At 64.8% G+C, this 25,495-nt stretch carries 19 protein-coding genes and 1 tRNA gene; 7 read left to right on the top strand and 13 right to left on the bottom strand.

Going from position 1 to position 25,495, the window contains the following annotated elements:
- Position 1 precedes the first annotated feature (1 nt).
- A complete protein-coding gene (locus QFZ52_RS05325; protein ID WP_307496585.1) occupies positions 2-373 on the bottom strand; it encodes a hypothetical protein in 372 nt (123 codons plus the stop codon).
- 729 nt (positions 374-1,102) lie between these two features.
- Here QFZ52_RS05325 and QFZ52_RS05320 point away from each other — a divergent pair.
- The gene (locus tag QFZ52_RS05320) at positions 1,103-4,648 is read left to right on the top strand and encodes an SIR2 family protein (RefSeq protein ID WP_307496584.1); all 3,546 of its coding nucleotides are present in this window, start codon (positions 1,103-1,105) and stop codon (positions 4,646-4,648) included.
- A 190-nt stretch (positions 4,649-4,838) separates the two neighbouring features.
- Here QFZ52_RS05320 and QFZ52_RS05315 read toward each other — a convergent pair whose 3' ends face one another.
- Entirely contained in the window at positions 4,839-4,997 is a 159-nt protein-coding gene (locus tag QFZ52_RS05315) for a hypothetical protein (RefSeq protein WP_307496583.1), read from the bottom strand.
- Positions 4,998-5,358: 361 nt separating this feature from the next.
- Between QFZ52_RS05315 and QFZ52_RS05310 the strand changes: the two genes are divergently transcribed.
- On the top strand, positions 5,359-7,158 hold the full coding sequence (locus tag QFZ52_RS05310) for a glycosyltransferase family 4 protein (RefSeq protein WP_307496582.1): 1,800 nt from the start codon (positions 5,359-5,361) through the stop codon (positions 7,156-7,158).
- A 198-nt stretch (positions 7,159-7,356) separates the two neighbouring features.
- Here QFZ52_RS05310 and QFZ52_RS05305 read toward each other — a convergent pair whose 3' ends face one another.
- Positions 7,357-11,475 (bottom strand): dsDNA nuclease domain-containing protein, encoded by a 4,119-nt coding sequence (locus tag QFZ52_RS05305; protein ID WP_307496581.1) that lies wholly within the window; start codon positions 11,473-11,475, stop codon positions 7,357-7,359.
- A gap of 117 nt (positions 11,476-11,592) precedes the next feature.
- Here QFZ52_RS05305 and QFZ52_RS05300 point away from each other — a divergent pair, with 117 nt between their 5' ends.
- Together QFZ52_RS05300 and QFZ52_RS05295 are read left to right on the top strand one after the other, a co-directional pair.
- Entirely contained in the window at positions 11,593-12,285 is a 693-nt protein-coding gene (locus tag QFZ52_RS05300) for a recombinase family protein (protein ID WP_307496580.1), read from the top strand.
- Between the two features lie 11 nt (positions 12,286-12,296).
- Positions 12,297-12,563 carry a hypothetical protein gene (locus QFZ52_RS05295; protein WP_307496579.1) on the top strand — a complete coding sequence of 89 codons (267 nt, stop codon included), beginning with the start codon at positions 12,297-12,299 and terminating at the stop codon, positions 12,561-12,563.
- 71 nt (positions 12,564-12,634) lie between these two features.
- Here the strand turns inward: QFZ52_RS05295 and QFZ52_RS05290 are convergent, their stop codons facing one another.
- The 4 genes from QFZ52_RS05290 to QFZ52_RS05275 form a co-directional block, all read right to left on the bottom strand.
- Entirely contained in the window at positions 12,635-13,801 is a 1,167-nt protein-coding gene (locus QFZ52_RS05290) for a tyrosine-type recombinase/integrase (protein WP_307496578.1), read from the bottom strand.
- An 11-nt stretch (positions 13,802-13,812) separates the two neighbouring features.
- A complete protein-coding gene (locus QFZ52_RS05285; protein ID WP_307496577.1) occupies positions 13,813-14,058 on the bottom strand; it encodes a helix-turn-helix domain-containing protein in 246 nt (81 codons plus the stop codon).
- 182 nt (positions 14,059-14,240) lie between these two features.
- A tRNA-Pro gene (locus QFZ52_RS05280) sits at positions 14,241-14,314 on the bottom strand.
- Positions 14,315-14,475: 161 nt separating this feature from the next.
- Entirely contained in the window at positions 14,476-15,072 is a 597-nt protein-coding gene (locus QFZ52_RS05275) for a TetR/AcrR family transcriptional regulator (protein WP_307496576.1), read from the bottom strand.
- Between the two features lie 105 nt (positions 15,073-15,177).
- On the opposite strand from QFZ52_RS05275, the gene QFZ52_RS05270 reads away from it, so the two are divergent.
- The 3 genes from QFZ52_RS05270 (at position 15,178) to QFZ52_RS05260 (ending at position 17,984) form a co-directional block, all read left to right on the top strand.
- Entirely contained in the window at positions 15,178-16,329 is a 1,152-nt protein-coding gene (locus tag QFZ52_RS05270; RefSeq protein ID WP_307496575.1) for an ABC transporter permease, read from the top strand.
- A gap of 264 nt (positions 16,330-16,593) precedes the next feature.
- Positions 16,594-17,070, top strand: a complete 477-nt coding sequence (locus QFZ52_RS05265) for a DUF6318 family protein (protein WP_307496574.1) — start codon at positions 16,594-16,596, stop codon at positions 17,068-17,070.
- Entirely contained in the window at positions 17,067-17,984 is a 918-nt protein-coding gene (locus tag QFZ52_RS05260; protein WP_307496573.1) for a hypothetical protein, read from the top strand. Before QFZ52_RS05265 ends, QFZ52_RS05260 begins: the two co-directional genes overlap by 4 nt.
- A 353-nt stretch (positions 17,985-18,337) precedes the next feature.
- Here the strand turns inward: QFZ52_RS05260 and der are convergent, their stop codons facing one another.
- The 6 genes from der to QFZ52_RS05230 form a co-directional block, all read right to left on the bottom strand.
- Positions 18,338-19,870, bottom strand: coding sequence for a ribosome biogenesis GTPase Der (der, locus tag QFZ52_RS05255; RefSeq protein WP_307496572.1), 1,533 nt, complete (start codon positions 19,868-19,870; stop codon positions 18,338-18,340).
- A gap of 9 nt (positions 19,871-19,879) precedes the next feature.
- Positions 19,880-20,545 (bottom strand): lysophospholipid acyltransferase family protein, encoded by a 666-nt coding sequence (locus QFZ52_RS05250; RefSeq protein ID WP_307498668.1) that lies wholly within the window; start codon positions 20,543-20,545, stop codon positions 19,880-19,882.
- Between the two features lie 124 nt (positions 20,546-20,669).
- Positions 20,670-21,473 (bottom strand): (d)CMP kinase, encoded by an 804-nt coding sequence (cmk, locus tag QFZ52_RS05245; protein WP_307496571.1) that lies wholly within the window; start codon positions 21,471-21,473, stop codon positions 20,670-20,672.
- Positions 21,470-22,606 carry a prephenate dehydrogenase gene (locus QFZ52_RS05240; RefSeq protein ID WP_307496570.1) on the bottom strand — a complete coding sequence of 379 codons (1,137 nt, stop codon included), beginning with the start codon at positions 22,604-22,606 and terminating at the stop codon, positions 21,470-21,472. Before QFZ52_RS05240 ends, cmk begins: the two co-directional genes overlap by 4 nt.
- Before the next feature lie 3 nt (positions 22,607-22,609).
- Entirely contained in the window at positions 22,610-24,010 is a 1,401-nt protein-coding gene (locus QFZ52_RS05235; RefSeq protein ID WP_307496569.1) for a pseudouridine synthase, read from the bottom strand.
- A gap of 274 nt (positions 24,011-24,284) precedes the next feature.
- The gene (locus QFZ52_RS05230; protein ID WP_307496568.1) at positions 24,285-25,157 is read right to left on the bottom strand and encodes a hypothetical protein; all 873 of its coding nucleotides are present in this window, start codon (positions 25,155-25,157) and stop codon (positions 24,285-24,287) included.
- Positions 25,158-25,495: the final 338 nt, after the last annotated feature.

Here is a 25,495-nt window from a genome sequence, read left to right as displayed (position 1 = left end):
ATCAGATCTGGACTTCTAGCCCACTTGGCCTTGGAGTGACTCTCCAGGCCCTAATTTGGTTTCGAATCAGCTCTTTTGCCGTGGCGATCATTTCCGGCTGGTTGATCTGTCGGTCGTACATGATTGAAATTGCCGAGAAGGCGAGCACCGGTTTCATCTCGTCTGATCGAAGAAAACTGCTCAGATCCGAGATCTCCGAACTGGTCAACCCACCACTTAGAGAAGGGTCGAGGACTAACCATTGTGGATCGTAGGTTCCGGCCAGTCTTAGACGCTGCACGGTTTTAGCGACCGCGCTTGTGGTGGTCTTAGTAGGGGTCACTCCAGCATTGATCAGTCCGATGGCAGCTGCGGTGGCCGCGATTGGTTCCATGTGCGGAATCATATCGGACTCGACTGGATCCGGACCTTGGGTAACGATTCGCGCGGGCTTCCGACGAGCGTCTGCGATCTCGGATACAGATTAGGCTGGCGGCGGGGGGAATTGTCCGTACCTCACGTCGCAGGCGTTTGGCACTTTTACCCGAACATGTCCGAACTGGCCAAGGAGCTAGGCTGGCCTAGAGATCATCAAGTATGGATGCCGTCCCAGGACGTGAAAACCCCGGAACATCTTCGATATTCCGGGGTTCTTAGCCACTTCGCGGTCGGGCTGACAGGATTTGAACCTGCGACCCCTTGGAGGATCCGGTCGATTTCCGGTCTCTGCCGATCGTCTCGGGAACTCGCGGATCCCTTGTGTTTACAGGGAACCGGGCGGTTCGCTTGGTACGAGTGCAGCCGGTCGGTTGCGGACCTCGGCGGGTGATTTCGGTGGGTTCTTGATGAGCCAGGTCTCGGGCGCGCGCTAAGAACAACTGACGGGCTCTAGGCGAATCATGGCACGGCAATGCTCATCGCTTCGCGCTCCTCACCGGCTCAACCCATCTCGCCGACACCACGTGGCGGCTCAAGGACCAATGCATGCACCCAGATGGGGCCGATCCGATCGTTTACATCGGAAGCCTGCCCTCCCATCCACTGTCCCGCTGGGACGGACGGTTGCACCAGCGCCCGGAGCGTCAAGGATGACTGAACGGACAAGACGTGAGAGATTCTATAGGTGAGGCTTACCAACGATGTCGACGTCCCAAACGAACTGTTGGCAGCCGCACGTAACGCTCGACTGGTCTTGTTCGTTGGTGCGGGCGTATCCATCAACGCACCGTCTAGCCTCCCGCTCTACGACGGCCTGGCTTGCACAATCGCTCAAACTCTCGGTGAGGAGTACGACGCTACTCTCACGCCGGACCGGTTCCTGGGCCAGCTGATGCAGGCGCATCCGCTCGTCAAGGATCAGGTGCGCGCGATCACCGGGAGTGCGCAGTCGCTTCCCAACGCCAATCACCGAGCACTCGCTCGCCTCGCGAGCGCAGCCGGTGCGCCGATCGTTACGACGAACTACGACCTACATATTGAAGCCGCCGCCTCCGAGACGGCTCTGAGTCTCGGCGAAGCATACTCCGGGCCTGCTCTGCCGGTGGGGAGAGAGGTTCGGGGGCTGGTCCACCTACACGGCTCCGTGTCTCGTCCAGCGTCGGAGCTTGTAGTCACGGACGACGACTTCGGGCGGGCCTATCTCACCGACGGGTGGGCTCGACGGTTCGTGCAGGATCTCTTCGAGCATTGGACAGTGCTCTTCGTCGGCTACAGCCACAGCGATGTCGTCATGACGTACTTAGCTCGCGGGCTTCCGCCGAGTGCGCAGCCGCGGTTCGTGCTTACCGACGAGCCGAACAGCGCCCGGTGGGAGAACCTCCGGATCACTCCGGTGGCGTATCCAAGCGACGACGGGCACGCGGCACTTCCCTTGGCCTTGGACGCCTGGGCGTCCTTGATGAGTATGGGCTTGTTGGATCACCACGCACGCGCGAAGGAACTCGCGGCCGGGGCTCCTCCGGCGGTACCGGAGGAAGCGGACTACCTCGCCGATGTGTTGAACACACCGTCGGGCGCACGTGGCTTCGTAGCCGCGGCGACGGGCTACGAGTGGCTCCGATGGGCTGAGGAGCAACCGGCATTCACGACGCTCTTCAGTACGGGACGAGTCGAGAACGAGGCGTCTCGGGTGCTGGCAAGGTGGTTCGTCGACGAGTACGTTGCGGTTCCCGAGCGTTCGGCGCTCGCGCTTAGTACTGTCGCCCGGCTCGGACCGGTCGTATCGACGGAGCTCCAGTGGGAGATCTCGCGCGCTGCGCGCGCGTTGCGAGCGACGGCGCCCGAAGATGCGCGTCGCTGGATGACTATTCTGATCGCCGCGTTGCGAACAGACCCCGCAGAGTCAGGCCTGACCTGGTTCCTGGGCTACGGCAACCCGCTATCGGGCGTCGATGCGCTCCCGTTGCTTCGCCGTGCGCTTGTACCCCGCCTCGTGCTGAAGGAAGACCGCCCGTGGTTCCCAACCAACGAGGACGAGACACAGCCGCGTCGCGTATCGGCAGAGATTGAGTGGGCGACCTCAGATCAGATCCTGAAGAAGTTGTGGGAGCAGGTCGCGGAGGAAGCGGATGAGAGCGCTGACCGGGTGCTTCAGATCGCGGAACAGGCACTGACCGATGCTTATGAACTGTTGCGTGCGTTCGATCCAGAGCGCACCTTCGATCCTTGGTCCTTTCGCCGCTCCGCAATTGAACCGCATGAACAGGACCGGTTCGGCGATGAGGAGGGCACGGTAATCGACATGCTCCGCGACAGCGCCGCGCTCACCACGTCGAATTGCGCAGACTTATCGGCCAGATGGCTCGCGAGTCCTCATGCTCTCTTCCGAAGGCTCGGACTGCACCTGGTCATTGAGTCTCCACACCTGAACGGCGACGAGAAGTGCGCGACTGTGTTCGGCGATCTACTTTACGACCCTGAAGCGAAGCACGAAGTCTTCCGTCTGCTTCAGGTCGTCGCGCCTGACCTGAGCCCTGGCTCCAGGCAACAGTTGCTCGCAGCAGTTCTCGCTGGCCCTCCACATGATGACCCGGCGGAGGGGGGCGAACCACGATTCCGCCGCAGAGCGATCTTTGACCGGGCAGAATGGCTCAGCAGGTATGTCACCTCATGGCCGGAACTGGATGCCGCCATCTCCGAGATCCAGGACGAAGAGCCAGAGATGGAGATTCGTCCCCACCCGGACTTCGATCATTACTTGATATCGGGCACGTGGGGCGGAAAGATGCCGCACACCGTCGACGACTTTCTCGCGCGTGTACGTGAGAACGGGGCACGCGTCAGCGTCCAGTCGCTCCTCAACCTCGACTATTCGGAACGAAACTTCGACGAACCAACGTGGGACGACACTTGCAAACTCATACGAGAGGCCGCGGCGGCGCAGCCCGCAATCGGCCTTGAGCTGCTGCCGGAAGTCACGCTCGTGCCCGTCGCGCAGCACCATGATCTCCTCGGGGCAATTCTGCATGGATGGAGCCAAAGCGCGCTCCTCGTGGAGCGGATCGACGACCTCGTCGACACGCTAGAAATGCTGAGCGCCAGACCCGAGCTCACTCGAGCGGTGAGTGAGGTGCTGAGGTCAGTTTCGAAACCATCGGAGGGTGCAGTAGGTCCTCCAGTGCTGGAACGGCTCGACACGATTGCATCCGAGCTGTGGGTGAAGAACGCGCCTCGGTTCGATCCCGGGGGATGGAGCGATTCCCTCATGCGGGACTTGAACACGTGGCCTGGCATCTTGGCTCAGTATTGGCTGAATCGCATTGCTTCAAGGTGGCAGGCAGCACCTGAACGATGGGCGGGACTGGCTGCGGCCGAAGCCACCGCGCTGAGATCCATGCTGGACTCGCCGACGCCCGCACAGCCCGCTGCCGCCAGCATGCTGACCGGGAAGCTCCATTTCCTTTTCGCCGCTGACCCGGTGTTCACCGCCGCGCACGTCTTCCCACTCTTCGACTCAGGCACGTCTGAGTTTGCACCTGACGCGTGGTTCAGCTTCCTCCACGAACCGAGAACACCACCCGATCTCCTGGACGCGGGCTTCTGGCAACTCCTTCTTCGCTCCGCGGATGCCGCCTCGATCCGTGACGACCATATGGCCTACCGATACTGGAGGACAATGGCGTCCGTCGCGACGTTTTCCGCCGCAGCCTCCGTGGATCGACCCTCCTTGATCGATCTTCTGGCGGCGCCGGAGCGGGCTGGCCAACTCGCGGAGTTCATCCGAGCGCTTAGCGAAACCGTAGGTGAGCTCGATGACGCTGGCCGTGAGGCGCTTTGGTCATCCTGGCTAAAGGAGGCGATCGAGACGCGCCAAGCCGCTGCTCCAGGTGTCCAGCCCTCGACGGAGAAGACGGCCTGGGGGGACCTCGCCCTTGAACTCGGAACCGCCGAGGCACTTACACTCACGGCATCGTGCCCCGGTGCCATGGGCGACCGCACGAGATTCCATCACCTTGAGGCACCGGTCGTGCAGCCGATCGCGGACTTGTTGGTCAGGATCGCCACCACTCGATTGCGCCTGACGGAAAGTATCGACTGGCACGTGAAGTACGAGTTGGAGGAGCTCGTTGAGCGGGTGAAGCCTGCCGCCGACCCCGCGTCACTTCGTGCGCTTGCCGAGCTCGCCGTTGCACGCGGCGTTCACGAAGCTCTCTCCTGGATCAGTTCTTAAGTCCGGCGGCGATGAGACCTGCACCGACCACAAGGCGCAACCATCGTCACCCGCTCGAAAGTGTGATTGGGTGATGCCCTCCCGCCCGGTATGCCGCTCTCACTGCGCCAGCGTCGACGGGCCGGCCCCGAGTGTAGTGAGCTGGTGGGCCTACGGATACTCGACAGTCTAGTTATCAGATCGGCGCGGATCAGATCAGTTCGTCGATCAGTTCCCCCGACCGTCGAGGCCGGACGGTGTCTATCGCGACTTGCATCTGCCTGCGGATCACATCATCGCGGGCCTCGGCATCCGCGAAGACGATGTCACAATATGGAACGGCAGTGGCGAGCGCATCGATGTCGTACATGTCGTTTTGCTTCCAAGACTTGTTGAGGTCCTGGGGGCAACTGCGTCGACAGCGACTCCGCGCGTCCAGTATCGGCTTCCCGCACGGTCGCCTTAGATTCAGCGAGGAGCTGTTCCTCTACGCTCTGCCGTTCCTGCGAGGTGAGACTGATCTGTTGATCAGTCTCTGGACGGCCTGCTCGGTCAGATGCGCCTGCTGCGCCTTCAACGTGCAGGCGGTACGGCCGCTGCGCCGGCCAAGGCACACGAAGTAGAAGCCCATACGCTGATGGTGCCAACAGTCGCTGCAGAACGCCGCAACACACGCTGCGTTCACGGTTGCGGCGGCCGGCGTCGTTCGCGAGCCGTCTATGCTGGTCGCCATGGAGGAGTCAGTCGAACAGCATTTGGTGTCGCTGTTGCAGGGTCCACGTGCAGATCCTCGGGCCGCCGGCAACTATCTCGCAATCGAGAACTATTTTGCGGAGCTAGTGGGCGGTCAGCAGAATCGGCGCGGCTGGGATTCCGGTGCGGATATTCTCGTGACGCAAGGCGATGCTCCGCCTCTCGCTATAGAGCTGAAGATCTTCAATCGCCGGTACTTCCTGAAGAACTTCCGAAATCGCGCGTCGGAAATGCTGGCGACGTCGGTGCAGTTGCGCCGATCGTTCCGTGACGAGGCGAGCATCGCGGCTGTGATCCTGTTCTACGGAGATCCTGCTGACGAGCCTGCCGGTCGACGGGGCGGTGTTACTACATCCGATTTCGCTGCGCGGCTTGTTCGAGGCGATGACGGCGTCGGATTCGACTCGGTGCTGGTTGGCACAGCGGACGCGGAGATGACATGGCAGTTCGTCGCCGCTGCGCCGGGTGGTGATCTCTCGGTTTCGGAGGATCCGCGTTCTACGCAAGAGGCGCTAAGCCTGCTGACCAGAGGTCTCCCGCTTCCGGCCCCCGACGCAGCGAATGTGCCGCCGCGCCGACTTGACCGGTTCTTGCTTGTGTGTGATGAGTGGCGTTCGGGACGGGGCGGCATCTCCACGGTGAATCGCGAGTTGGCGATCGCTCTTGCCGCGACGGGTATTGATGCGGCGGTCATGGTTGCGGACGCGTCCGCGGAAGATATCAAGGCTGCATCGGATGCCAATGTTGCACTCGTGACGCCGGCCCGAGTGCCAGGTTTGACCGATCGTGAGGCATTGCTTCTTCGTCCCATCTTCGCGGATCAATCGTGGGTCCCTGACGTGATCGTCGGACACGGGCGTCTTCTCGGTCCCTATGCGGCTGCTCAACAGCAAGAGTTCTTCCCAGAGGCACGTCGTGTGCATTTCGTCCATACGGACGCTGAACAACTGGAGTCGGCGAAGGAAGTGCCCGGCGGGCCTTCGCGTATGTCGGATTCCGCGGCCCGTCGGCGGTTGGAGCAGGAACTCGCGCGGTCGGCACATCTCGTAGTCGGCGTGGGACCGCTGCTCGCAGCAAGTATCCGTGACGATCTCATCGGACGCGGGCCCACGACCCCTGTGATCGGTTTGATGCCGGGCTTGCGTGACACTTTTGATGTCAGCAAAACTCACGCCCCCGTACGCAACCATGTGTTGCTCGTGGGACGCGCGGAAGACTTTCGCTCGAAGGGCATCGATATCGCTGCGGAAGCGATGCTTAGAGTCGTCGACAAGTGGCCCTCGAAGGCGTCGCATCGTCCCGTCCTCATCATTCGAGGTGTGCCCGACGCGGCGGCCAGGGAGGTCAAGGAGCGTCTGGACCTAATTATGGAAGGACGCGTGCCGTACCACCTGCGTCCGTTCTCCGAGACGGAGGAGGACATCATGCAGGATCTCGCGCAAGCGCGAGTACTGCTGATGCCTTCACGGCATGAAGGCTTCGGTCTGGCCGCGTATGAAGCGATCGCGAGCGGTGTCCCGGTCATCATTAGTGCGGAGTCGGGCCTTGCGGAGTTCATTCGTGACTCGTCTATCGACACGAGCCCGTCCTCGATCGCATCGACGGCCAATACGCGGTCCGGGTTTGCGGTGGACGAGTGGGTTGACGCGATCCAACGTGTCCTCGATGCCCCGGACGTGGCGCGCGCTCAGGCGATCGTTCTTCGTGATTCGATCGCCGGGTTGGTCGATTGGCCGCGATCCGTGGCGAAGCTGCTTGCGGAGCTTGCGTCGTTGTAACGATGCGCCGGTGAGGCGGATGCGCGCGACGTGTCGTGCCCGTTAGGGTCGGGGCGATGTCGCGTCTCGGTATGGCGGACGCGAGCAGAGCACGTCACGATATGCCCGGTTTGCATGATTCCGGTAGTCTCTGACGGCACGTCAAGAAACCCTGCACCGAGGATCTGCCAGCCATTCCATAAATGACGACCTACCGACTTAGGAACTCGCCTCATGTTCCTGCATGTGTGCAACGCGGGCATCCGCACCCACAAAATCGTCCTCGATGTCCGCGATGACAACAGCCGTACCATAGACAATCGCAGCGTCAGTGCCCGATATGGCCGCCTGTTCCGTATCAAGCAGCATCGGACTCTGCAGGCTCGCGATCTCATCCCATCCAGATTGCCCCTTCTCCGCTAGGCCAATTGCAGCCGACAGGTCATCAGTGATCGCTGCGCCGATGACCGTCAAGATGTTGCTGAGCGCGGACACGTACTCGGTCCCGGCGTGAGCGGAGGTGAGTTCATCGATCTGCGCTTTGAGGCCGACGAGACGGTCCCAGGATTCGTCAAGCACCCGTCCTTCCACGTCGGGAATCAGAGTGCTCCCGCGGATCGCGATGACGGCTGCGATCGATGAGAGACGACGAGCTTGCTTGAGGTAAGCCGCATAGGGATCAGAAATTGGGGTCGCAGCGATCGAGCCTGCGAATGCGGACGGCGCTCCACGATCGCCAAGTGGGATCACCCCGTGATGCGCAACCTGGAAGATCGAGGCAGACAAGTAGCCGTTAGCTGAGCGCAGTCCAATCCATATACGCCGGTCTGGATGTTCGACAGCAGTTCTCGCAGCATCCGCGAGAGATGCGAGAGCAATTAGATGGGCGAGGAGGCACTCTCCTTCCACGATAATCGCTAGGTCTCCGGGCGGCCAACTCATCATCGTGTGATCGGAGAGGCTCGGCACTACGGCGACCGCGTACCCCGCGTCTGCGAGCGCAAGTTGCATTCGATCAGCCTCTTTCTGCAAGGCTGCGGAAGAGCGCTCGGTCGCAACGGTAGCTGCTGCGGCGATCCGAGCGGTTCCCGTGTGTCGCCCAGCAGCGGCCCGCATGGATAGGCGGACTGATGAGTCCGATCCTGCACTGGCGGACGCGATTATTCGCAATTGGCGGAGAGAGTCGAGTAGCTGAGCGCAATCGGGCGGGTCGGGGAGGTAGCGGTATCGGTCGAGTTCGATCAGTGCACCGACCTTCTGGATGAGACTGTCGAGCGTTCCGACAGTCAGGATGGGGCGCCGCTCGGCTATATCTGCCCGTGCAAGACTTGGAATGACTTGCTGGAGCAGCATTCGCACGACGGTGGCGGCGTCGCTCTCGACGGGATAGTCACCGAGAGCGCCGGGCACTTCGTCCGTGTAGCCCTCGTCTGCCGGAGAGTCCATCTCGGAAAGCAGCGCGGTGACCGATTCGAGCCGGCGAACGATCGTTCGAGGCACAGTTCGATTGCCTAGGTGGGCGATCGCGATCTCTGGGAGCAGATCGAGGAGCGCCCCGAGTGCTATCGCCTCGGCCGCAAGCTTGGACGTCAACGTGCCCGCGCCGTACTTTCGCGACAAGGCTCGAGCCTGGGCTCTGTTATCGGAGACTTCGAGGGCATGGGGCAAATTCTCTCGGGGAATCGCTTTGTCAGCGAGCGGGTAGTCGCCGAGCTTGGCCAAGCGCCCGAGGGCATCCACCGCACCCACCCGGGCGATCAACGCTGTCGGCGCAAGAGCGAGGGCCAGTCGGCAGACCTCAACGACCGCGTCGTTCTGGTTCGGCTGTAGCTCCTCGTCGATGAAGATCCATCTGCCATCCACCCCGTCGGCTACGCGTTCCAGCGACGCTAGCCACGGTGTTTCTGTCGCGATCCTGCGCAGGAGGAGCTGCTCGCCGCCGGCTGTGATGACAGCGTGTTCCGCAAGCTCAGGTGCCGCGCGACGTAACGCCTCCGTCATGTCGGCCGAGTCGTGCAGCGGCCATCCCGTCAGGCGTGCACCGATTGCACCCGCGGTGGCCTCCAGAGCTGTGACGTCAAAACCGCGAAGTACAGTGATGGCCTGCAACAGGAGTTGGGGTGCCTCGTCATCGAGGACCGCAGCGGTCGTGAGGTCTTCGACCAGCGTCGCGTCGATCTTTCGCCACAAGGGTTGCAGATCTGGATCGGTCGGGACGCTGCGGAGCCTCTCAATGGCTGCCACAATCTCGGGCTTGAAGAGATGTTCTGTGTCGGGGCGCGGCTTGGTGCGAGACATCGTAAACGCATTTACAGCCTTGCCAGCATCAACGTCACATTCATCGAGGATGCGCTTCCAGTCGTCGGCCCGCCTTCGAAGTCCATCAGCACGGAAAGCGGATGCGACTGCGACGAGCGTCTGGAGAGTGCGATCGCGTGTGATGCGCTCGGTTGCGGCCTGGATCATCACGGCTTGGTCAGCCCCGGACTCGAGTGCTCGTCGGAGAAATCGCGCGAGCTCGGCGCTGGTCACTAGAGGGACAATGCGCTGGAGAGTGTCCTGCTGCCCAAAGGGGTGAGCTGCCCGGGCGAGTGCTGCGGATCGGATTTCGTGCAGCGGCCGCATGAGGTTGCCCGAGTCCTCAACGATAAGGTGCTCGTCTATGAGGCGGCGGCTGGCAGCGACGAATGCGCCGTGATCGGCATCCAGAGCGGATTGGATCGCATGGGCAGGGACGGCGACGCCGTATTGGTTGGCACACGATGCGAGCCGGAGGATCTCAAGCTCAAGATGTCGACTCGGGTCTGATTCGCGTGCGGCGACTTGCGCGCTGACGACGGTGGCGAGATTCACACCCTCGGTGAGCAGCGTGACGTACTCCAGTAGAAGGCCGCCTGCTCGCTCGGCTGGTTCCCGCCATCCGGCCCATTCAGTGAGATTGTCCGCCCGGTAGTCGCGCCAAAGCTGCTCTGCAAAGCTGTCGTCAAGCATCGGCGTTATCGTGGCGATGGCCGACAACAGCGGGACAGGGAAGCGGTCTTCCTCTCGAATCGAAACAATGGCGATCACGTTCGACAGGTCCGCGAGCCGTCTCAGTAGTCGATCGAGGAGATCTGAGTCGTGGCGCCCAGCGTCGTCGATGAGGACCCCCACAGGCGCATACGCACTCGGCCGCAAAGCCTCAATGCGCGCGGAAAGAAGTGCGACAGCATCGCGCCCTGTGCGCCCCGTTGGTGTCAACGAGTGGACATGCTGCCAGCGATATAGCCTCCGGGTTTCGTACGCGGCTGCGTACGCGAGTGCGCTCTTGCCGCTGCCGCTCGGTCCGGCGATGACTGCCAACCGGCGGGTCGCCGCGACTTCGACCACCTGCTGTGTGAGTTCAACACGAGGCACGAGCAACCCGGCAACGACGTGAGAAGCTCCCACGTGCACGCCCTGCCGTAGGTCCGAACCATCAGCAGATGATCTCCAGTCGATTGCCTCGCAGATCCCCAACGACCTTGCCTCATCGAGCAATTCGAGGTCGACGGTCGCAAGGACCTGGTCTATGAGGACATCGATGCCTGCGATTTCCACGGTCGCGCGCTTCGCGATATCCGGGTCCGCGTTCGCGTCGCTAGCCTGACCCACTTGGGTGCAGACGGCAGCCACAATGATCTCCGCAAGACCATCCGGAAAATCGCGAGTTCCGGTAATGATGCTGATCGCCCGCGCGTGCGGGTCAGGACAGACTACAACTGAGGCGGAGGCCGCAAAGGCAACCGAATCCTGATCGTTTTCGAACGATAGAGCGTCAAGTTCCTTAGCCAATTCACTCGGGGGACTCGAGCCAGGTTGTGCACCCTCACTCCCCCACTCGGGTACGGGGATTCGAGCGACCGGGCGCTCGAGCAAGAGGGTCGTCGTGGCTGGGAGTCCGGCGTCCCTACGCTTCACCCAAGCCTTTGCTACGGAACGCAAGTCCTTGCGTAGGTCCGTCGCCGCGAAATCGCCCGCACTATCGCGTCGCGACTTGACCTGGATGAAGAACGCCCCGCTGGACGACTGCACCGAAATGTCGTCGTACCCTTCCGGCGTCACTAACGCGGTCGCGTCGCCTTCGCTCCACAGACGCAATACGACGAGCGTCGCGACCAGATCCTGAAAACGAAAGCCGCGCCCGGCACGCGCACCGGCTCGGGAAGCGACCCACAATGCAGCCTGTGAGTCGCTTGGCACGCTAGTTGACGCTGGGCTGGCAGGAGATAAGGTCTCCCGTTTCTGACCGCGGCGCTCCTGCGCGGCACCTCGTCGGCGCGCTTCGGCTACCGCGCGCTCGGAGCTTCGACGTGTCATGTATTTGATAGTATCGGCGGCCAGTGACACAACTGGGTGCGTCAACAGGTACAGAGATCGACGTTGGAGGTGCTCGCGGCGCCAATCTTCCTCCGCCGCGGACGAGTTCAAGACGGGATGTCCTCAGTAGCCCCTGCTGTCAGCGTTGACAGAATGGCTCATCTTCTCAAACCTTCTCCCGTTTTAACTTGGATCCGCGCAGCGTCCTCGCCTCTTTCAGCCGTCTCGTATATCCGTGTCTCGACGGTTCTCCAAGCTGACCGTGGAGGCGAGCGAGAGGGTTTCTCTATCCCGGCCCAGCACGAGGCGAACAGAAAGCAAGCGCACGGACTGGGCGCTCTCATCTCCGCTGAGTTCGTTGATCGTGGTCAATCGGGCCGAAGCACGAACCGCCCAGAGCTCCAACGGATGCTCACCTATCTGCAGGAGCATCCCGTCGACTACGTCATCGTCCACAAGCTCGACCGGCTGGCCCGACCACGTGCCGACGACATCGCAATCACCCAGGCCGTTCATGCTGCGGGCGCCCGACTCATATCAAGTACCAAGGGCATCGACATGACTCCGAACGGCACACGATCACCGGTCGTTTCGCACAACGCGCGCCAGGCGGACCTAAGGGGATTCGAACCCCTGACCTTCTCACTGCGAACCTGGCCCGCCTATCGCTACCTGGCACCACTCGCCAGCCATCAGCCTCACTCGTCCCGAGTGGCGGATCGTGGCGCCCTCACCGCTTCCATCAGAGCTTTGGGGTGGCGGCGCGCACCTGTCGTGAAGGGCATGAACAAGACCCGCCCGACGATCTAAGGAGAAGCAACATGCGTTTCGACAACGAAGAGGCTCGGCTCCACACGGTGCGAGGGGTCGCGTACCTCCTCGAGGACCGCGATCGCTGGGCGGAGTTCCTCACCACCGCCGAACAGGAGGCCCCTGCGCTCTGGAGCTTCCTGAAGTTCGCGACCGAAGCGTACGACCGGTTCTGGGAGAGCATCAATAGCACAGACGGGTTCGCGCCTGAACAGATCGTCGCCGCGTTGCAGGCAGTGCTCACTCACATGGCAAGTCCTGAGCAATCCGAGCCGTGATGCCATCCGATCCTCCGGCCACTCTCCCGTATGGCCTTCTCCACTCTGAGTACCGCGGTGGAGAGCATTCCTCATTCTTCCCTTGAGAAGACACGATCCAACATCTCGGCGGTCGCGGGGTTCACCATCTCGCTGCGGCGAATGTAGTGCTGGATCGTGATCTTCGGGTCCGTGTGCCCGAGCAACTCGGCAGCGAGTTCGACGCCGCCCTGCTCGTTGATCGCGGTCGCGACCGTGCGGCGGAACATGTGCGGCGTGATCCCGGTGATGCCGGCAAGGTCGAGCACGTGCCGGAGCTGACGGCGCACGTTGTTCGTCGTCAGCGGCGTTCCCTCACGGCTGCAGAACAACAACGCGTCTAGTGACGTATCCTCCAACCGGGTCAGCCTGCGTCGTACCGCTTCAGCGGTGAACGAGGGGATCGCTACCGTACGCCTGGACTTCGCTGTCTTCGGGCGATCCTGCCGCTTGGTCGGCTCACCCCGGTGACTGACGACCGTGCCGGTGATCCGGATGGAAGGGGTCGGGCTGGTGACGTCGATGTCGCGGCGGCGGATGGCGAGGACTTCGCCGATGCGGGCGGAGGTGCCGAGCATGACCTCGATGATCGTGCCGAGCTGTCCGTCGGGCTTGGGACCGGAGATCGAGCGTCCGCCCTCCCAGTACGCGATCGCCGTGCGGATCGCGTTCACCTCCGCCGGTGTCAACGCGTTCGGAGTGCACGCCGGCCGGTGCAGTCGCGAGACGTGGTCCATCGGGTTCCGCGGCAGCACCTCATGTCTGACGGCGAGACCGAGTGCGAGTCGGAGGACCACGCGGGCCTGCTTGGCGCGGTTGTAGCTCTGCTTCGCGAGCTGCTTGAGGAAGTGATCGCAAAGGGTGACGCCGATCTCCCGCAAGGTCAGGTTCCCGAAGACCGGCAGGACGAGCGTCTGCATGTTCCGCTCATACAGCTGCAGGGTTCGCTTCGACAGTTGGTCTTCGAGCTCAAGATCCTCGAGCCAGTACGCGACCAGGTCCGGGAACGGGCTATCCGGCGTGAGCGCCGAGGACGACGGCTGGAAGAGGCTCCGGTCGGCGAACTTCGCCTTCAACGCCCGCTCCGCGGACTTCCGTGTATCCCCAGTCGACTGAACAAGCCGCGTCTTGCCATCCCAGTCGCGGTAGCGGGCACGCGCGACGACCCGTCCGCTGGGGCTCACGAGGTGGCCGATCTCCCCGAAGGTACCGATGCTCAACCGCTGCCGGCTCATCGGCTCACCGCCCGTCCGCCGACGCTGGCGGCTCGGGGGCGCGCTGCTGCTCGATCCAGATCCGCACCGTCCGAGAGCGCGAACTTCAGATGCTTGCCGAAGCGATACGCGCGCGGACCGAGGCCGCGGGTGCGCCAGTCGTAGACCGTCGAGACGGGAACGCCCAGGTAAGCGGCGAACTCGCCAACGTCGAGCAGGGGCTCCAGGCCCCACGGGTTCTCTGTGATGCGTTCGGTGTCCATGCCGAACAGGTGCGGAGCCGTCGCCGCACGAACCGACAGCAACCGGGGAGGACCTTGGTTTCGACTCGCTGCGCTCGCTCAACGTGCGGTACGGAGTGTCAAAGTGATGGGTTTGTGATGACTGGATCAAATCTCACCAACGAAAAAGTCGCGGAAACCCGTGAGTTTCCGCGACTTTCTTGTCGGGCTGACAGGATTTGAACCTGCGACCCCTTGACCCCCAGTCAAGTGCGCTACCAAGCTGCGCTACAGCCCGCCTTGCCTGACCGTTATCGCTGTTCGCGGCCGTTCAAGCAACGGGTTCTACCCTATACGAAAACCGGCCCAGATGCGAAATCCTCGCCACCCCGGAGACCCCTCGTGTCGCCCACAGCCAGCACGCCACAAACGCATCGCGAGCACCGCCCCCAGCACCCCTCACAGCCCACCAACAACCACCGCCACAGCCTCGCGATACCGCGCCCGCGCGCCGTCGTCGAGGAAGACGCTCTGCACCATGTAGCCCTGCACCATCCCTAACACGGCGGGCGCCACGCGACGGCCCTCGGCCTGGGCCTCGCGCTCCCCCAGCCCGCGCGACTGGCGGAACCAGGCGGCGAAGTAGTCGGCGAAGTGACCGCCGATCTCGCCGATGAGCTTCTCCGCCGTCTCGGCCAGCGCCGGCGAGTGGATCGCCTCGCCCCAGACCTGCACGGCGACGCCGGGGAAGAAGCCGTTCTCGGGCATCTGTTCGAGGAACGCCGGGATGACCTCCACCGGCGCGGGCACCTGGTCGTGGCCCAGGTACTCCTCCAGCATGGCGACCCGCTCGCCGAGCACCTTCCGCCCGACGTCGATCGTCAGCTGCTCCTTGCTGCGGTAGTACACGTACACGGCGCCGGCGGACAGCCCCGCCTCCGCAATGATGTCCGACATCGACGTCGACGCGAACCCCTTCCGCGCCACACACGTCAGCGCAGCCTCCAGAATCCTCTGCCGCTGCTTCTCGCGGTGCTCGTCGCTGACCTTCGGCATGCCCACTCCTCCATCGATCCACCGAAAACGAATGATCGTTCTTGACAGTCTAGCCCTCGCGAGGACAATAGAGAACGAATATTCTTTTTGTTGAAGGAAGCCACCATGAGCACTCCCCAGTCCACGCCCGCCCACCGGGACACCAGTCCCGCCACCCACGCCCCGCACACCCCCTGGCCGCATGCCCTCCGCGCGGCGGTTCTCGCCGCCGTCGCGGTCTGCGTCATCCTCCTCGCCTTCGCCTGGCCCAGCGTCACGGCGAAGGCACAGCACCTGCCGATCGCGGTCGTCGGGACCGCCGAGCAGGTCCAGCAGCTGACCGCGAAAGCGCCGGAGGGCATGCTCGACATCCGCACCGTCGCCAGCCGCGACGACGCCCTGACGCAGATCAAGAAGCGCGACGTCTACGGCGCCGTCGTCCTGCCCGCCACCGCCAGAGCGGGCGCACCCGAGATCCTGGTCGCGAGTGCGGCGAGCCCCGTCGCGAGCTCCGCGTTGACCCAGCTCGGCGCGGGAATCCAGCGCCAGATCGACCAGCAGGCCATCACCGGACTCACCTCCGCGGTCCAGCAGCTCCAGGCAGGCCTCGCTGCCGCCGCCCAGGGCAAGACCACACCGCCCGCCGCCGAAACGACGACGCCGGCTCCCCAACAGCGCGCGACCGTCCCCACCGTGGTGGTCACCGACGTCGTGCCACTGTCCGCCGACGACTCCCGCGGCACCGGCCTGGCCGTCGCGGGTCTGCCGCTCGCGATGGGCGGCATGGTCGGCGGCATCCTGATCTCGCTCCTCGTGTCCGGCGCATGGCGTCGCCTCGCCGCAGTCGTGAGCTACGGAGTGCTGGGCGGCCTCGGCCTCGCGGGCATTCTGCAGGGTTGGTTCCACACCCTCCAGGGTGACTACTGGGCCAACGCCGCGGCGATCGGGCTCGGCATCGCGGCGACGGCGGCGATCATCACCGGCGCGTCGGCCCTGATCGGACGCGCCGGCATCGCCGTGGGCGCCGTGCTCACGATGTTCATCGGCAACCCCCTGTCCTCGCTGACCCAGCCCAAGGAATTCCTGCCGGCGCCGTGGGGCGACGTCGGCCAGTGGTTCGTGCCCGGCGCTTCCGGCACGCTCCTGCGCGACCTCTCCTACTTCCCCGACGCCTCGACCGCCTTCCCCTGGTTGGTCCTGGCCGGGTGGGCGGTTCTTGGAGTACTCCTGATCGTGACCGGCCACTTCCGTGATCAGTCAGCGGTTGCCGAGGTCTGATCGATCCCGCTGGGCGGGCGGCATTCCGCCCGCCCAGCGCTGTGGATAACTTCTGTCATTTGTTGGTCATTTGCCGTAGAGTGGCGTTTGTCTCTGCTGCCGACCAACTGGGGGTCATCCATGAAGCGCGCCGTGTCCTGGTGTCTGCTCGTCCTGCTGTCGTGCGTGGGCTTGGTCGCCTGCGGCACCGGTCCCGCTGGTCCGAGCCCTTCTCCCCCACCCACGACGCCGGCCTCAGCCACTGCGTCGCCGTCGCCTTCTGCTGTGGCCAAGCCTGTATATCGGCCGGCGACCGCGACCAGCAAGGCTCTGAATGTCCCCGTGCCCGTGATGCCGGAGGCCGCGAAGAAGGAGACGCCCGACGGGGCGAAGGCGTTCGTGGGGTACTGGGTCGCGATGTTGTCGTATGCGTACGAGACGGGGGACGTGACGACGCTCAAAAAGCTATCCGCCTCAGCGTGCAACGGATGCCAAGCTTCTATTGCGTCTATTGAACACGCCTACAGCAACGGTGGGTGGCTCGAAGGCGGCAAAGTCCGGCTCGCCGTAAGCGAGGTCAGGTCGACGGCGGGCTTTGACCATGCCATCATCGTTACTCAGGAAGTCCAAGACAAGACCGCCGCCCACGACCGATCCGGAAAAGTCACTAGATATCAGGCAAGCAACAGTTCCTATGCATACGTAGTCCAGTGGGGATCAGGTCACCTTGTGATCGTGGATTCGGGACTGATTGCACAGTGAAATCCGTACTCGTCGCACTGTCGATAGCCGCTGTTTCAGTGATCGCGGGTCCCCCGGCGCAAGACACAGACATCTCAAGTTCATTTCGAGACAAGTCGCAAATTGATGCCGGCGCCGTCGAGGACTCACCCGGCAGCCAGAGCACCGACCTCTCCTCGGTCCGCACCTCGCCCGACGCCCCCAAGTACCAGTGGCTTCTCACGCTCCCCTGCCAGATCGACAAGGCCGGCAGCCAGGACACCAAGTGCCTCGGGTCGAACCGCAATGCCCAGAAGTGTCCGGCCGGTGCTGACCACCAAGAAGCCGGGTACTTGGCGCAGTATCGCTATGCGCCGATCGGGCTGTCGGACCCCGAGTGGTCGCAGTGGACCAACGATGGCTCACCCACGTGTGTCTACAACCCTCGGGAAGCTCAGGCGCTGCTCAACATTCCGGGCTTGATGGCTCGTGAGTTCCAGTCGCGCAAAATCAACGCGGCCGAGTTCGGAGTCCAGCCACAGCCGCACACCTTGATCGGCTTCAACACCAACTTCTACTCACACCCGAAGAAACAGACGTTCCCACTGACCCTCCTGGGTCAGAGCATCACCCTGACGGTCTACCCCGTCTCCTCCACGTACGACTACGGCGATGGAACCACGCTCGGCCCGACCGAGCTCGAAGGGTCGTCCCTGCCCAACGCGCAGTGGGGCACCGAGACCAGGACGTCCCACGCGTACCAGCGCACCGGGGACTTCGTCGCCAGCGTGACCACTCGTTTCCACGGGACCTACAGCATCAACGGCGGCCCCACCATGCCGATCCCGGGCGAAGCCACGGTCACGTCCCCGGGCGTGCGGCTATCCGTCTGGCGTTCCAAGGTCGACTGGTACGCGGACGACTGCAACCAGAACCCTCACGGCGCCGGTTGCTGAGCCGCCAACGAGTCGGAACGGGCCGGAGCTGGCCGAAGCGGGTCGGAGTGGGCTGCGCTCACAGAACCGCGCCCTTGCTGACGTTCCGCTCCCCCATTGGGGCGCAATACACCAGGAAGAGCGCGGCACACCAAGAAGAGCGCAGAACCCACGGCCGGAACTGGAAATCGGTGCCCGAATGTCGTTTCGGTGCGGCAATAACCACACCGAGAAGAAGTCCGGGCACCAAAACCGTCCGCCGGCCCGCCCCACCAAGCGCCAACGGCGGGCCTCCCCCTCAGGGAGACCCGCCGCCGTCGTCGTACGTCAAGCGCCGTCACTCAGCCGCCGGTTCAGCGGCCAACCACGAGAACCTACCGGTTCCGGCCGCGCTTCTCGCGCACGCGCATCGAGACCTCGATCGGGGTGCCCCGGAAGTCGAAGGTCTCACGCAGACGGCGCGTGATGAAGCGGCGGTACCCGGGATCGAGGAACCCGGTGGTGAACAGCACGAACTTCGGCGGGCGGCTGCTGGCCTGCGTCGCGAAGAGGATGCGGGGCTGCTTGCCACCACGCACGGGGTGCGGGTGGGCGGCCACGAGCTCGCCGAGGAACGCGTTCAGCTTGCCGGTCGGGATGCGGCGATCCCAGTTGTCGAGGGCCAGCTCGAGCGCGGGCACCAGCTTGTCCTTGTGCCAGCCGGTCTTCGCAGAGATGTTGACGCGCGGCGCCCACTCCACGTGCGCCAGATCCTGATCGATCTCACGCTCCAAGTAGCGGCGGCGGTCCTCATCCAGCAGGTCCCACTTGTTGAAAGCCAGCACCATGGCGCGGCCGGACTCGATCGCCAGCTGCAGGATGCGGACATCCTGCTCACTCAAGACCTCGTCCACGGCCAGCAGCACCACGGCCACCTCGGCCTTCTCCAGCGCGGCCTGGGTACGCAGCGAGGCGTAATAATCAGAACCGTGCGCCATGTGCTGACGACGGCGGATACCGGCCGTGTCCACGAACTTCCAGGTCTCGCCGCCCAGCTCGATGTACTCATCGACCGGGTCACGCGTCGTGCCGGCCAGATTGTCGACCACCACACGCTCGGTGCCCGCCAGCTTGTTCAGCAGCGAGGACTTGCCGACGTTCGGGCGGCCGATCAGCGCGACGCGCCGTGGGCCACCCGTGCGCTCGATCGCGTCCACGGCGGAGAACTCCGGCAGGATCTTCATGGCGTGATCCAGCAGATCCGCCACGCCACGGCCGTGCAGACCGGACACCGGGTACGGCTCGCCGAAACCGAGGCCCCACAGTGCGGCGGCCTCGGCCTCCTGCACGAAGTCGTCCACTTTGTTGGCCACCAGGATGACCGGCTTCTTGGCCTTGCGCAGCATCTTCATGACGAGCTCGTCCGTCGCGGTCGCGCCGACGGTGGAGTCCACCACGAACAGCACGGCGTCGGAGAACTCCACAGCCACCTCGGCCTGCGCGGCCACGGAGGCGTGGATGCCCTTGGCGTCGTGCTCCCAGCCACCGGTGTCGACGACCGTGAACCGCTTGCCGTTCCACTCGGCCGGGTACATGACGCGGTCACGGGTCACGCCCGGAACGTCCTCCACCACGGCCTCGCGGCGGCCCAGGATGCGGTTGACCAGCGTCGACTTGCCGACGTTCGGGCGCCCGATGATCGCCAGCACGGGAGCGGGCTTGCGCTCCACCTGCTCGAAGTCCTCGCCGAGGTGCTCCGCCAGAAGGGCGGCGTCCTCCTCGTCGAGCTCGTAATCATCCAGGCCGGCCCGCAGACTCGCGGCCCGGGCCTCCAGCTCGGTCTCGTCCATGGCGGCGAACGTCTCGTCGACGTTGTCCGGACCAGCGGGGACGTACTCCTCTTCCTGGCCGTTCAGCTTCTCGCTCATGTTCTCCCTTTACACCTTCTCCAGCCGGGTCCCGGCCGGTTCCACGCTGCCATCCGGCAGCTGAAGTCCACTTCTCCGCACGACGCGTGACACTTCGGTCACCAGCGCCTGCCTGATCTCCTCGGCCGCCCTGTCCATTGAAGCACGGCCACTTTCCCCCGCCTGGCGGCTCAGCCGCAGCGGTTCCCCGAAGCCCACGGCGAATCGCCGACCGGGACGGGGCACATGATCCAAATGTTCACCTTCGCGCCGGGTCCCGGTGATGCCCACCGGCACGACGACGGCGTCCGTGTGCAGCGCGAGCCACGCCACCCCGTTGCTGAGGCTCGCCGCCGTCCCGCTCCCCCGGGTGCCTTCCGGCAGAATGCCGACACTCCGGCCCGCATCGAGCAGTGACTTCGCCGTATTCAGCGCCTGGCGGCCGTGCGCACGGTCCACCGGGATCTGACCCGAGCCCCGCAGGACGCTGCCCAGGAATCCCGTGAACATCTCCTGCTTGACCAGGATGTGCATGGGAACCGGGCTGGCCCCGAACATCACAGGTCCGTCCAGGTAGCTCAGGTGGTTCCCAGCGAACAGCACCGGGGCATCCCGGGGGACGTTCTCGCGGCCGTAGACCGTCGTTCGGTACGCCACATGATCCAGGAACCAGCCGACCGGCCGTGCCCACCACATGGTGGCGCGATGCGGGACCGGCGTGGTCCCACCGAAGCCGGCGGCGCCGGCACGAACACCAGCAGCACCGGCACCCGGGCCACCCACCATGGCGCGTGCGGCACCCGCGGGCGCCGCGCCGTCGTCAGTCACGCTGTTCAGCGGGCACGGAGCCCAGCATGCCGTGTTCCAGCACGCGGTGCACGATGTCCAGCACCGCGTCCACCGTCTGCTTGAAGTCCAGGTCGCTCGAGTCCAGGGTGACGACGCCGTCCGCAGCCCGGGTGAAGTTCACCACGGTCGAGTCCTTCGCGTCACGGGCCAGGACCTGCTGGGCCAGCTGTTCCTTGCTCTGCGTCCCGCCGAGCTGCACCCCGCGGCGGCGCAGTCGCGCCTCCTCGCTGGCGGTCAGCAGGAGCCGGACCTCGGCACGGGGGGCCACCACCGTGGTGATGTCCCGTCCTTCCACGACCATGCGGTTGCGGTGCTGTTCCATGAGCTCGCGCTGGCGGCGGATCAGCTCGGTCCGGGCGCCCAGGGTGGTCGCCACGGCACTCACATGCTCCGAGATGCGCGGTTCACGGATCGCCTGAGTGACATCCACTCCGCCGACCCGCACGAATTCCTCATCCGGGCTGGTGCTGATGTGCAGCGCGAGTGCCTCGGCGGCATTCTCCACGGCCGCGGCACTGCTCAGATCGACACCCGCATCCAGGCAGTGCCAGGTCAGCGCCCGGTACATCGCCCCCGTGTCCAGGTAGGCCAGGCGCAGCGCACGCGCCGCCGCCTTGCTCACACTGGACTTGCCGGAACCACTCGGGCCGTCGATGGCCACCAGCAGCGACCTGCCCGGACGGACCACCGTGTGCTCCTCGCCGGAGCGCGAAGCAGCGGCGCTGGACGCGGCGGCGGCAGCCACCGTGCCCGGGTTCGGGGTTCCCTCGGTCATTGCAACACCTTCCAGCCGCGCTTGCTCAGTTCTTCCACCAGGGCATCGTGCCTGCTCGGCAGCACCGAAAGTTCCACCATGCCCACATTCTGCCCGGACGAGTGGTCAAGGCGCATGTCTTCCAGGTTCACGCCGATCTCACCGATCTCGGTGAGCAGCCGTGCGATCTGACCCGGTCGGTCATCCACCAGCACCGTCAGCCACGCATAGCTGCGGGCCTGTCCGCCGTGCTTGCCCGGAATCCGGGCCTGACCGGCGTTGCCCTCGCTCATGAGCTGAGCCAGGTCCAGCCGTGCGCCGGGCGCCTCCGGGGCTTCCAGCGTGTTGATGAGCCGGTTCAGGTCATCGCGCACGCCATGCAGGATCTCGACCATCGGCCCGGCATTCGCGCCCAGGATCTGCACCCAGAGCTTCGGGTCGCTCGCCGCGATGCGAGTGGTGTCCCGCAGCCCGTTGCCCGCCAGGGAGAGCGAGTGCTCGCCCACCTCCTGAAGGCGACTGGCCAGCAGCGACGACATCACCTGCGGCAGGTGCGACACGAGCGCCACGGCCTCGTCGTGCTCCGTCGGAGTGAACTCGTAGACGATCGCGCCAAGATCCAGCGCGAGAGTCCGCGCCGTCTCCTGAGCCTCGGACGACGTCTCCGGCCCGGGGCACAGCACCCACGGCATCGACGTGAAGAGCTCGCCACGCGCCGCGACCGGCCCGGACTTCTCCCGGCCTGCCATGGGGTGCGTGCCGACATAACGGCTCAGGTCGAGACCGGTCGCGGCCGCGGACTCGGTGAGCGCGGCCAGGATCCCGGCCTTCACGCTCGCGATGTCCACCACCACGGCGTTCGGGTAGGTGTTCAGCACGGTCTCCACGACGACGGCGGTCACATCCGGCGGCGAAGCGACGACGACAAGGCGGACCTCGCCGTCGTCGTGGCCGGCTTCAGCGAAAGCGGCGAGCGGGAGCCCCGCGCCGATGTCGACGGCCACGGCCTGGTTGGTGGGCGACGGATCCGAGAGGTACACCTCCACGCCCCGCCCCCGCAGCCCCAGGCCGATGCTCGCGCCGAGCAGGCCGGTGCCCAGGATGACGACGGGGCCGGTCAGTTGACCGGGCCCGTGCATGCCGAAGGCGGACATGCCTTACAGCCCCACCGCGGCCATCAGGTGGCCGAGTTCCTGCTTGCCCAGGCGGCGGATGCTGCCCTGTTTCTGGTCGCCCAGGCCGATGGGACCGACCTTGAGGCGCACCAGGCGCAGGACGGGGAAGCCGACGGCGTCGAACAGGCGGCGCACGATGCGGTTCTTGCCCGAGTGCAGGACGACCTCGATCAGCACCTTGCCGGGGGTGGAATCCACCAGACGGAAGGAGTCGACGCGGGTCACGCCGTCTTCGAGCTCGATGCCCTCGAGCATCTGCTTGCCGATGCCGTGCGGGAACGGGCCGCGCACCTGGACCAGGTAGGTCTTCGGCACCTCGTAGGACGGGTGCGTCAGGCGGTTGGCCAGCTCGCCGTCGTTGGTCAGGAGCAGGAGACCCTCGGTCTCGGCGTCCAGACGTCCGACGTGGAAGAGGCGCTCGCCCCGGAGGAGGCTCGGCTTGATGTAGTCGCTGATGCAGCGGCGGCCTTCGGGGTCGGTCATCGTGGAGACGACGCCCTTCGGCTTGTTGAACGCGTAGTAGACCATCGAGTCGTTCAGCTGCAGACGGATGCCGTCCACGTGGATGACGACCGTCTCCGGGTCCACGCGCAGGCCAAGCTCGGTGACGATCTGCTCGTCCACCTCGACCCGGCCTTCCAGGATCATCTCTTCACAGATGCGACGGCTGGCCACGCCGGCCTGCGCCATGAGCTTCTGCAGGCGCACGCCCTCGTTGCTGTGCAGCTCGTGATCCGGGACGTCGCGACGCGGCGCACGGCGCGGGGACTTCACCGGGCCCTTGTACTCGCCGAACCGCTCGGAGCCGAAAGCAGCGCTCGACGCCGGACGGCCGGGTGCGGCGGCAGGCTTGCGGCCCGCGCCCTTCCGGGTGCCGCCGACGGTTCCGGCGCCACCGCGGCCGGTGCCGGCCTTGGGCTTGCCGTTCTTGTTGAAGCCCGGCTTGTTGGAATTGGGGCGGTTCGGCTTGCGGGCGCCGTCCTTAGTGAAAGCGTCGCGGTCCTGGCCGGAGCGGAAATCACCGGAGCGGCCCTCGCTCGAACGGCCTTCGCCGGAGCGGAAGTCGCCGGAACGGCCATCACGGGAATCGCGGCTCGGACGCGCGTCACGGCCCTGCCACTCGCCACGGCCGGAACCCTGCCCGCGACGGTCGTCGCGGCCGAAGCCACCGGAGGAGGCGCGGCCCGCGCCCTGGCCACGGCTGCCGCTGGAGCTGCCGCCCTGGCCGTAGCCGCCCGAGCGGCGTCCGCCGTCGTCGTTGCGGCCGCCCTGCTGGGCATCCCGTCCGTACTTGCTGAAGCCCGAAGAGGCTTGGCGGCGGCTGCCGCCCTGGTTGCGGGCGTCGCCGCCCCGGTGTGAACCCTGTCGTCCCGACTGTGTCATTACCTGGCCTTAAATTGTGGTGTCACCTGATGCTGCGCTCGACCCGTAGTACCGGTGGACCGGTTCCGGGGAGCGCCTGGCAGCCTCGTGGCATGCCGAAAAGAGGGCCGAAGCCCTGTACCAGTCTACCGGACGGTCACGCCGGAGCGAGGGAGACGTTGGTTACAGGGGTCTGGATGGCCGAGTTCGTGGATTCACGGTGAAATCGTGGGATTTGTCCGCGAACTCAACCGACACCCACGAACTCGCGGAGTGGACCCGAGCCGAGAGATCGTCACGACTCATCGACCCGAGCCCGAGCCTTCGCCCAGGCTGCATGAATCCGCTGTTTCACACCGGCCGGATCTTCAAGGTCCTTCCAATCCAGACGGACGAAGATCCAGCCCATTTCCATGAGCCGACGCTCTCGGACGCGTTCATCGAAAACCGCCTCGTCCGTCGGCACGCTCCCGAAGTACTTCACCCGGCCATCGAACTCCAGCGCGACCTTCAGGTCCGGCCACGCGAAGTCCAGGCGTCTGAGGCCGCGATCCGTCATGACGGGGAACTGGGAGACCGGCATCGCGATGTTCTCGAACCACAGCAGGAATCTCGTCCGGGTCTCCCCCATCGACTCGCTCCGCGGATCACCCAGTTCGAGGGCACGACGCAGGTTCACCACACCCCGGTGGCCGGTCATCCGCTTGACGTACCCCTCCAGCACCGTGCGGTCCGCGCCCGCGCGCAGCGCCTGGTCCATGAGTACGACGCAGCCTTCAAGATCCAGGATCCGGCAGCAGTCGACGACGGTCCGCTCCAACGAAGTGCCTTCGCTGGCCCCGAAGGAACAGATTTCGTCGGGAAGCACCGGAAGATGATGGAGCACGGTCGATGGACCGAGTCGGCGCGTCGACGTCCTGGTCCGACAGGTGGCGTGGACCTGCTCGTCAGCACGCCACAGCTGGCAACCGTGCAGGGCGGGCGGCGGAGGTGTGGCTGTACACGAAAGCCCGGTTCCGGCGTCGCGCGTGGACTTTCTGATGAGCCCGCAACCGCAACTCGGCGCGACCCGACGTTGGGAGGCCGACAGCGTGTTCCCGTCGAGCGTAAGCGCCCCTCTGGACCCGGACGAGAACACCCGATTCCACGAGGCGGCTTCGTTGAGCATGCCGGACGCCCAGCAGGTCGAGTTCGGCGGATGTCCAGAGGACTTCATCTGGATCGAGCCGATGATGTAGAGATTTCATACCGACCACGGTGCGCTGGTCCCGAGTCCCGGTGGTCCACTTCTGCATGTATGTGGATGGTCTGGTCACGGGACGGTGTGGGTGAGGCCTCGCCGAAACAGTGAGTTTCCGCTGAAACAGTGAGCACAACACACTGTTTCAGCGGAAACTCACTGTTTCGCTGGTTGGGCAAGGCGGTGTGTAGGGCGAGGGGTCGGGAGGGCGAGGGGTCGGGAGGGCGAAGCACCGGGAGGGGCCGGGCACCGCGGCCCGGAGTACC

The organism is Arthrobacter woluwensis (assembly GCF_030816155.1).
Classification (GTDB): Bacteria; Actinomycetota; Actinomycetes; order Actinomycetales; family Micrococcaceae; genus Arthrobacter_E; species Arthrobacter_E woluwensis_A.
Note: the sequence above shows the minus strand (reverse complement) of the source record. Positions and strands in the feature narration are given on the sequence as shown.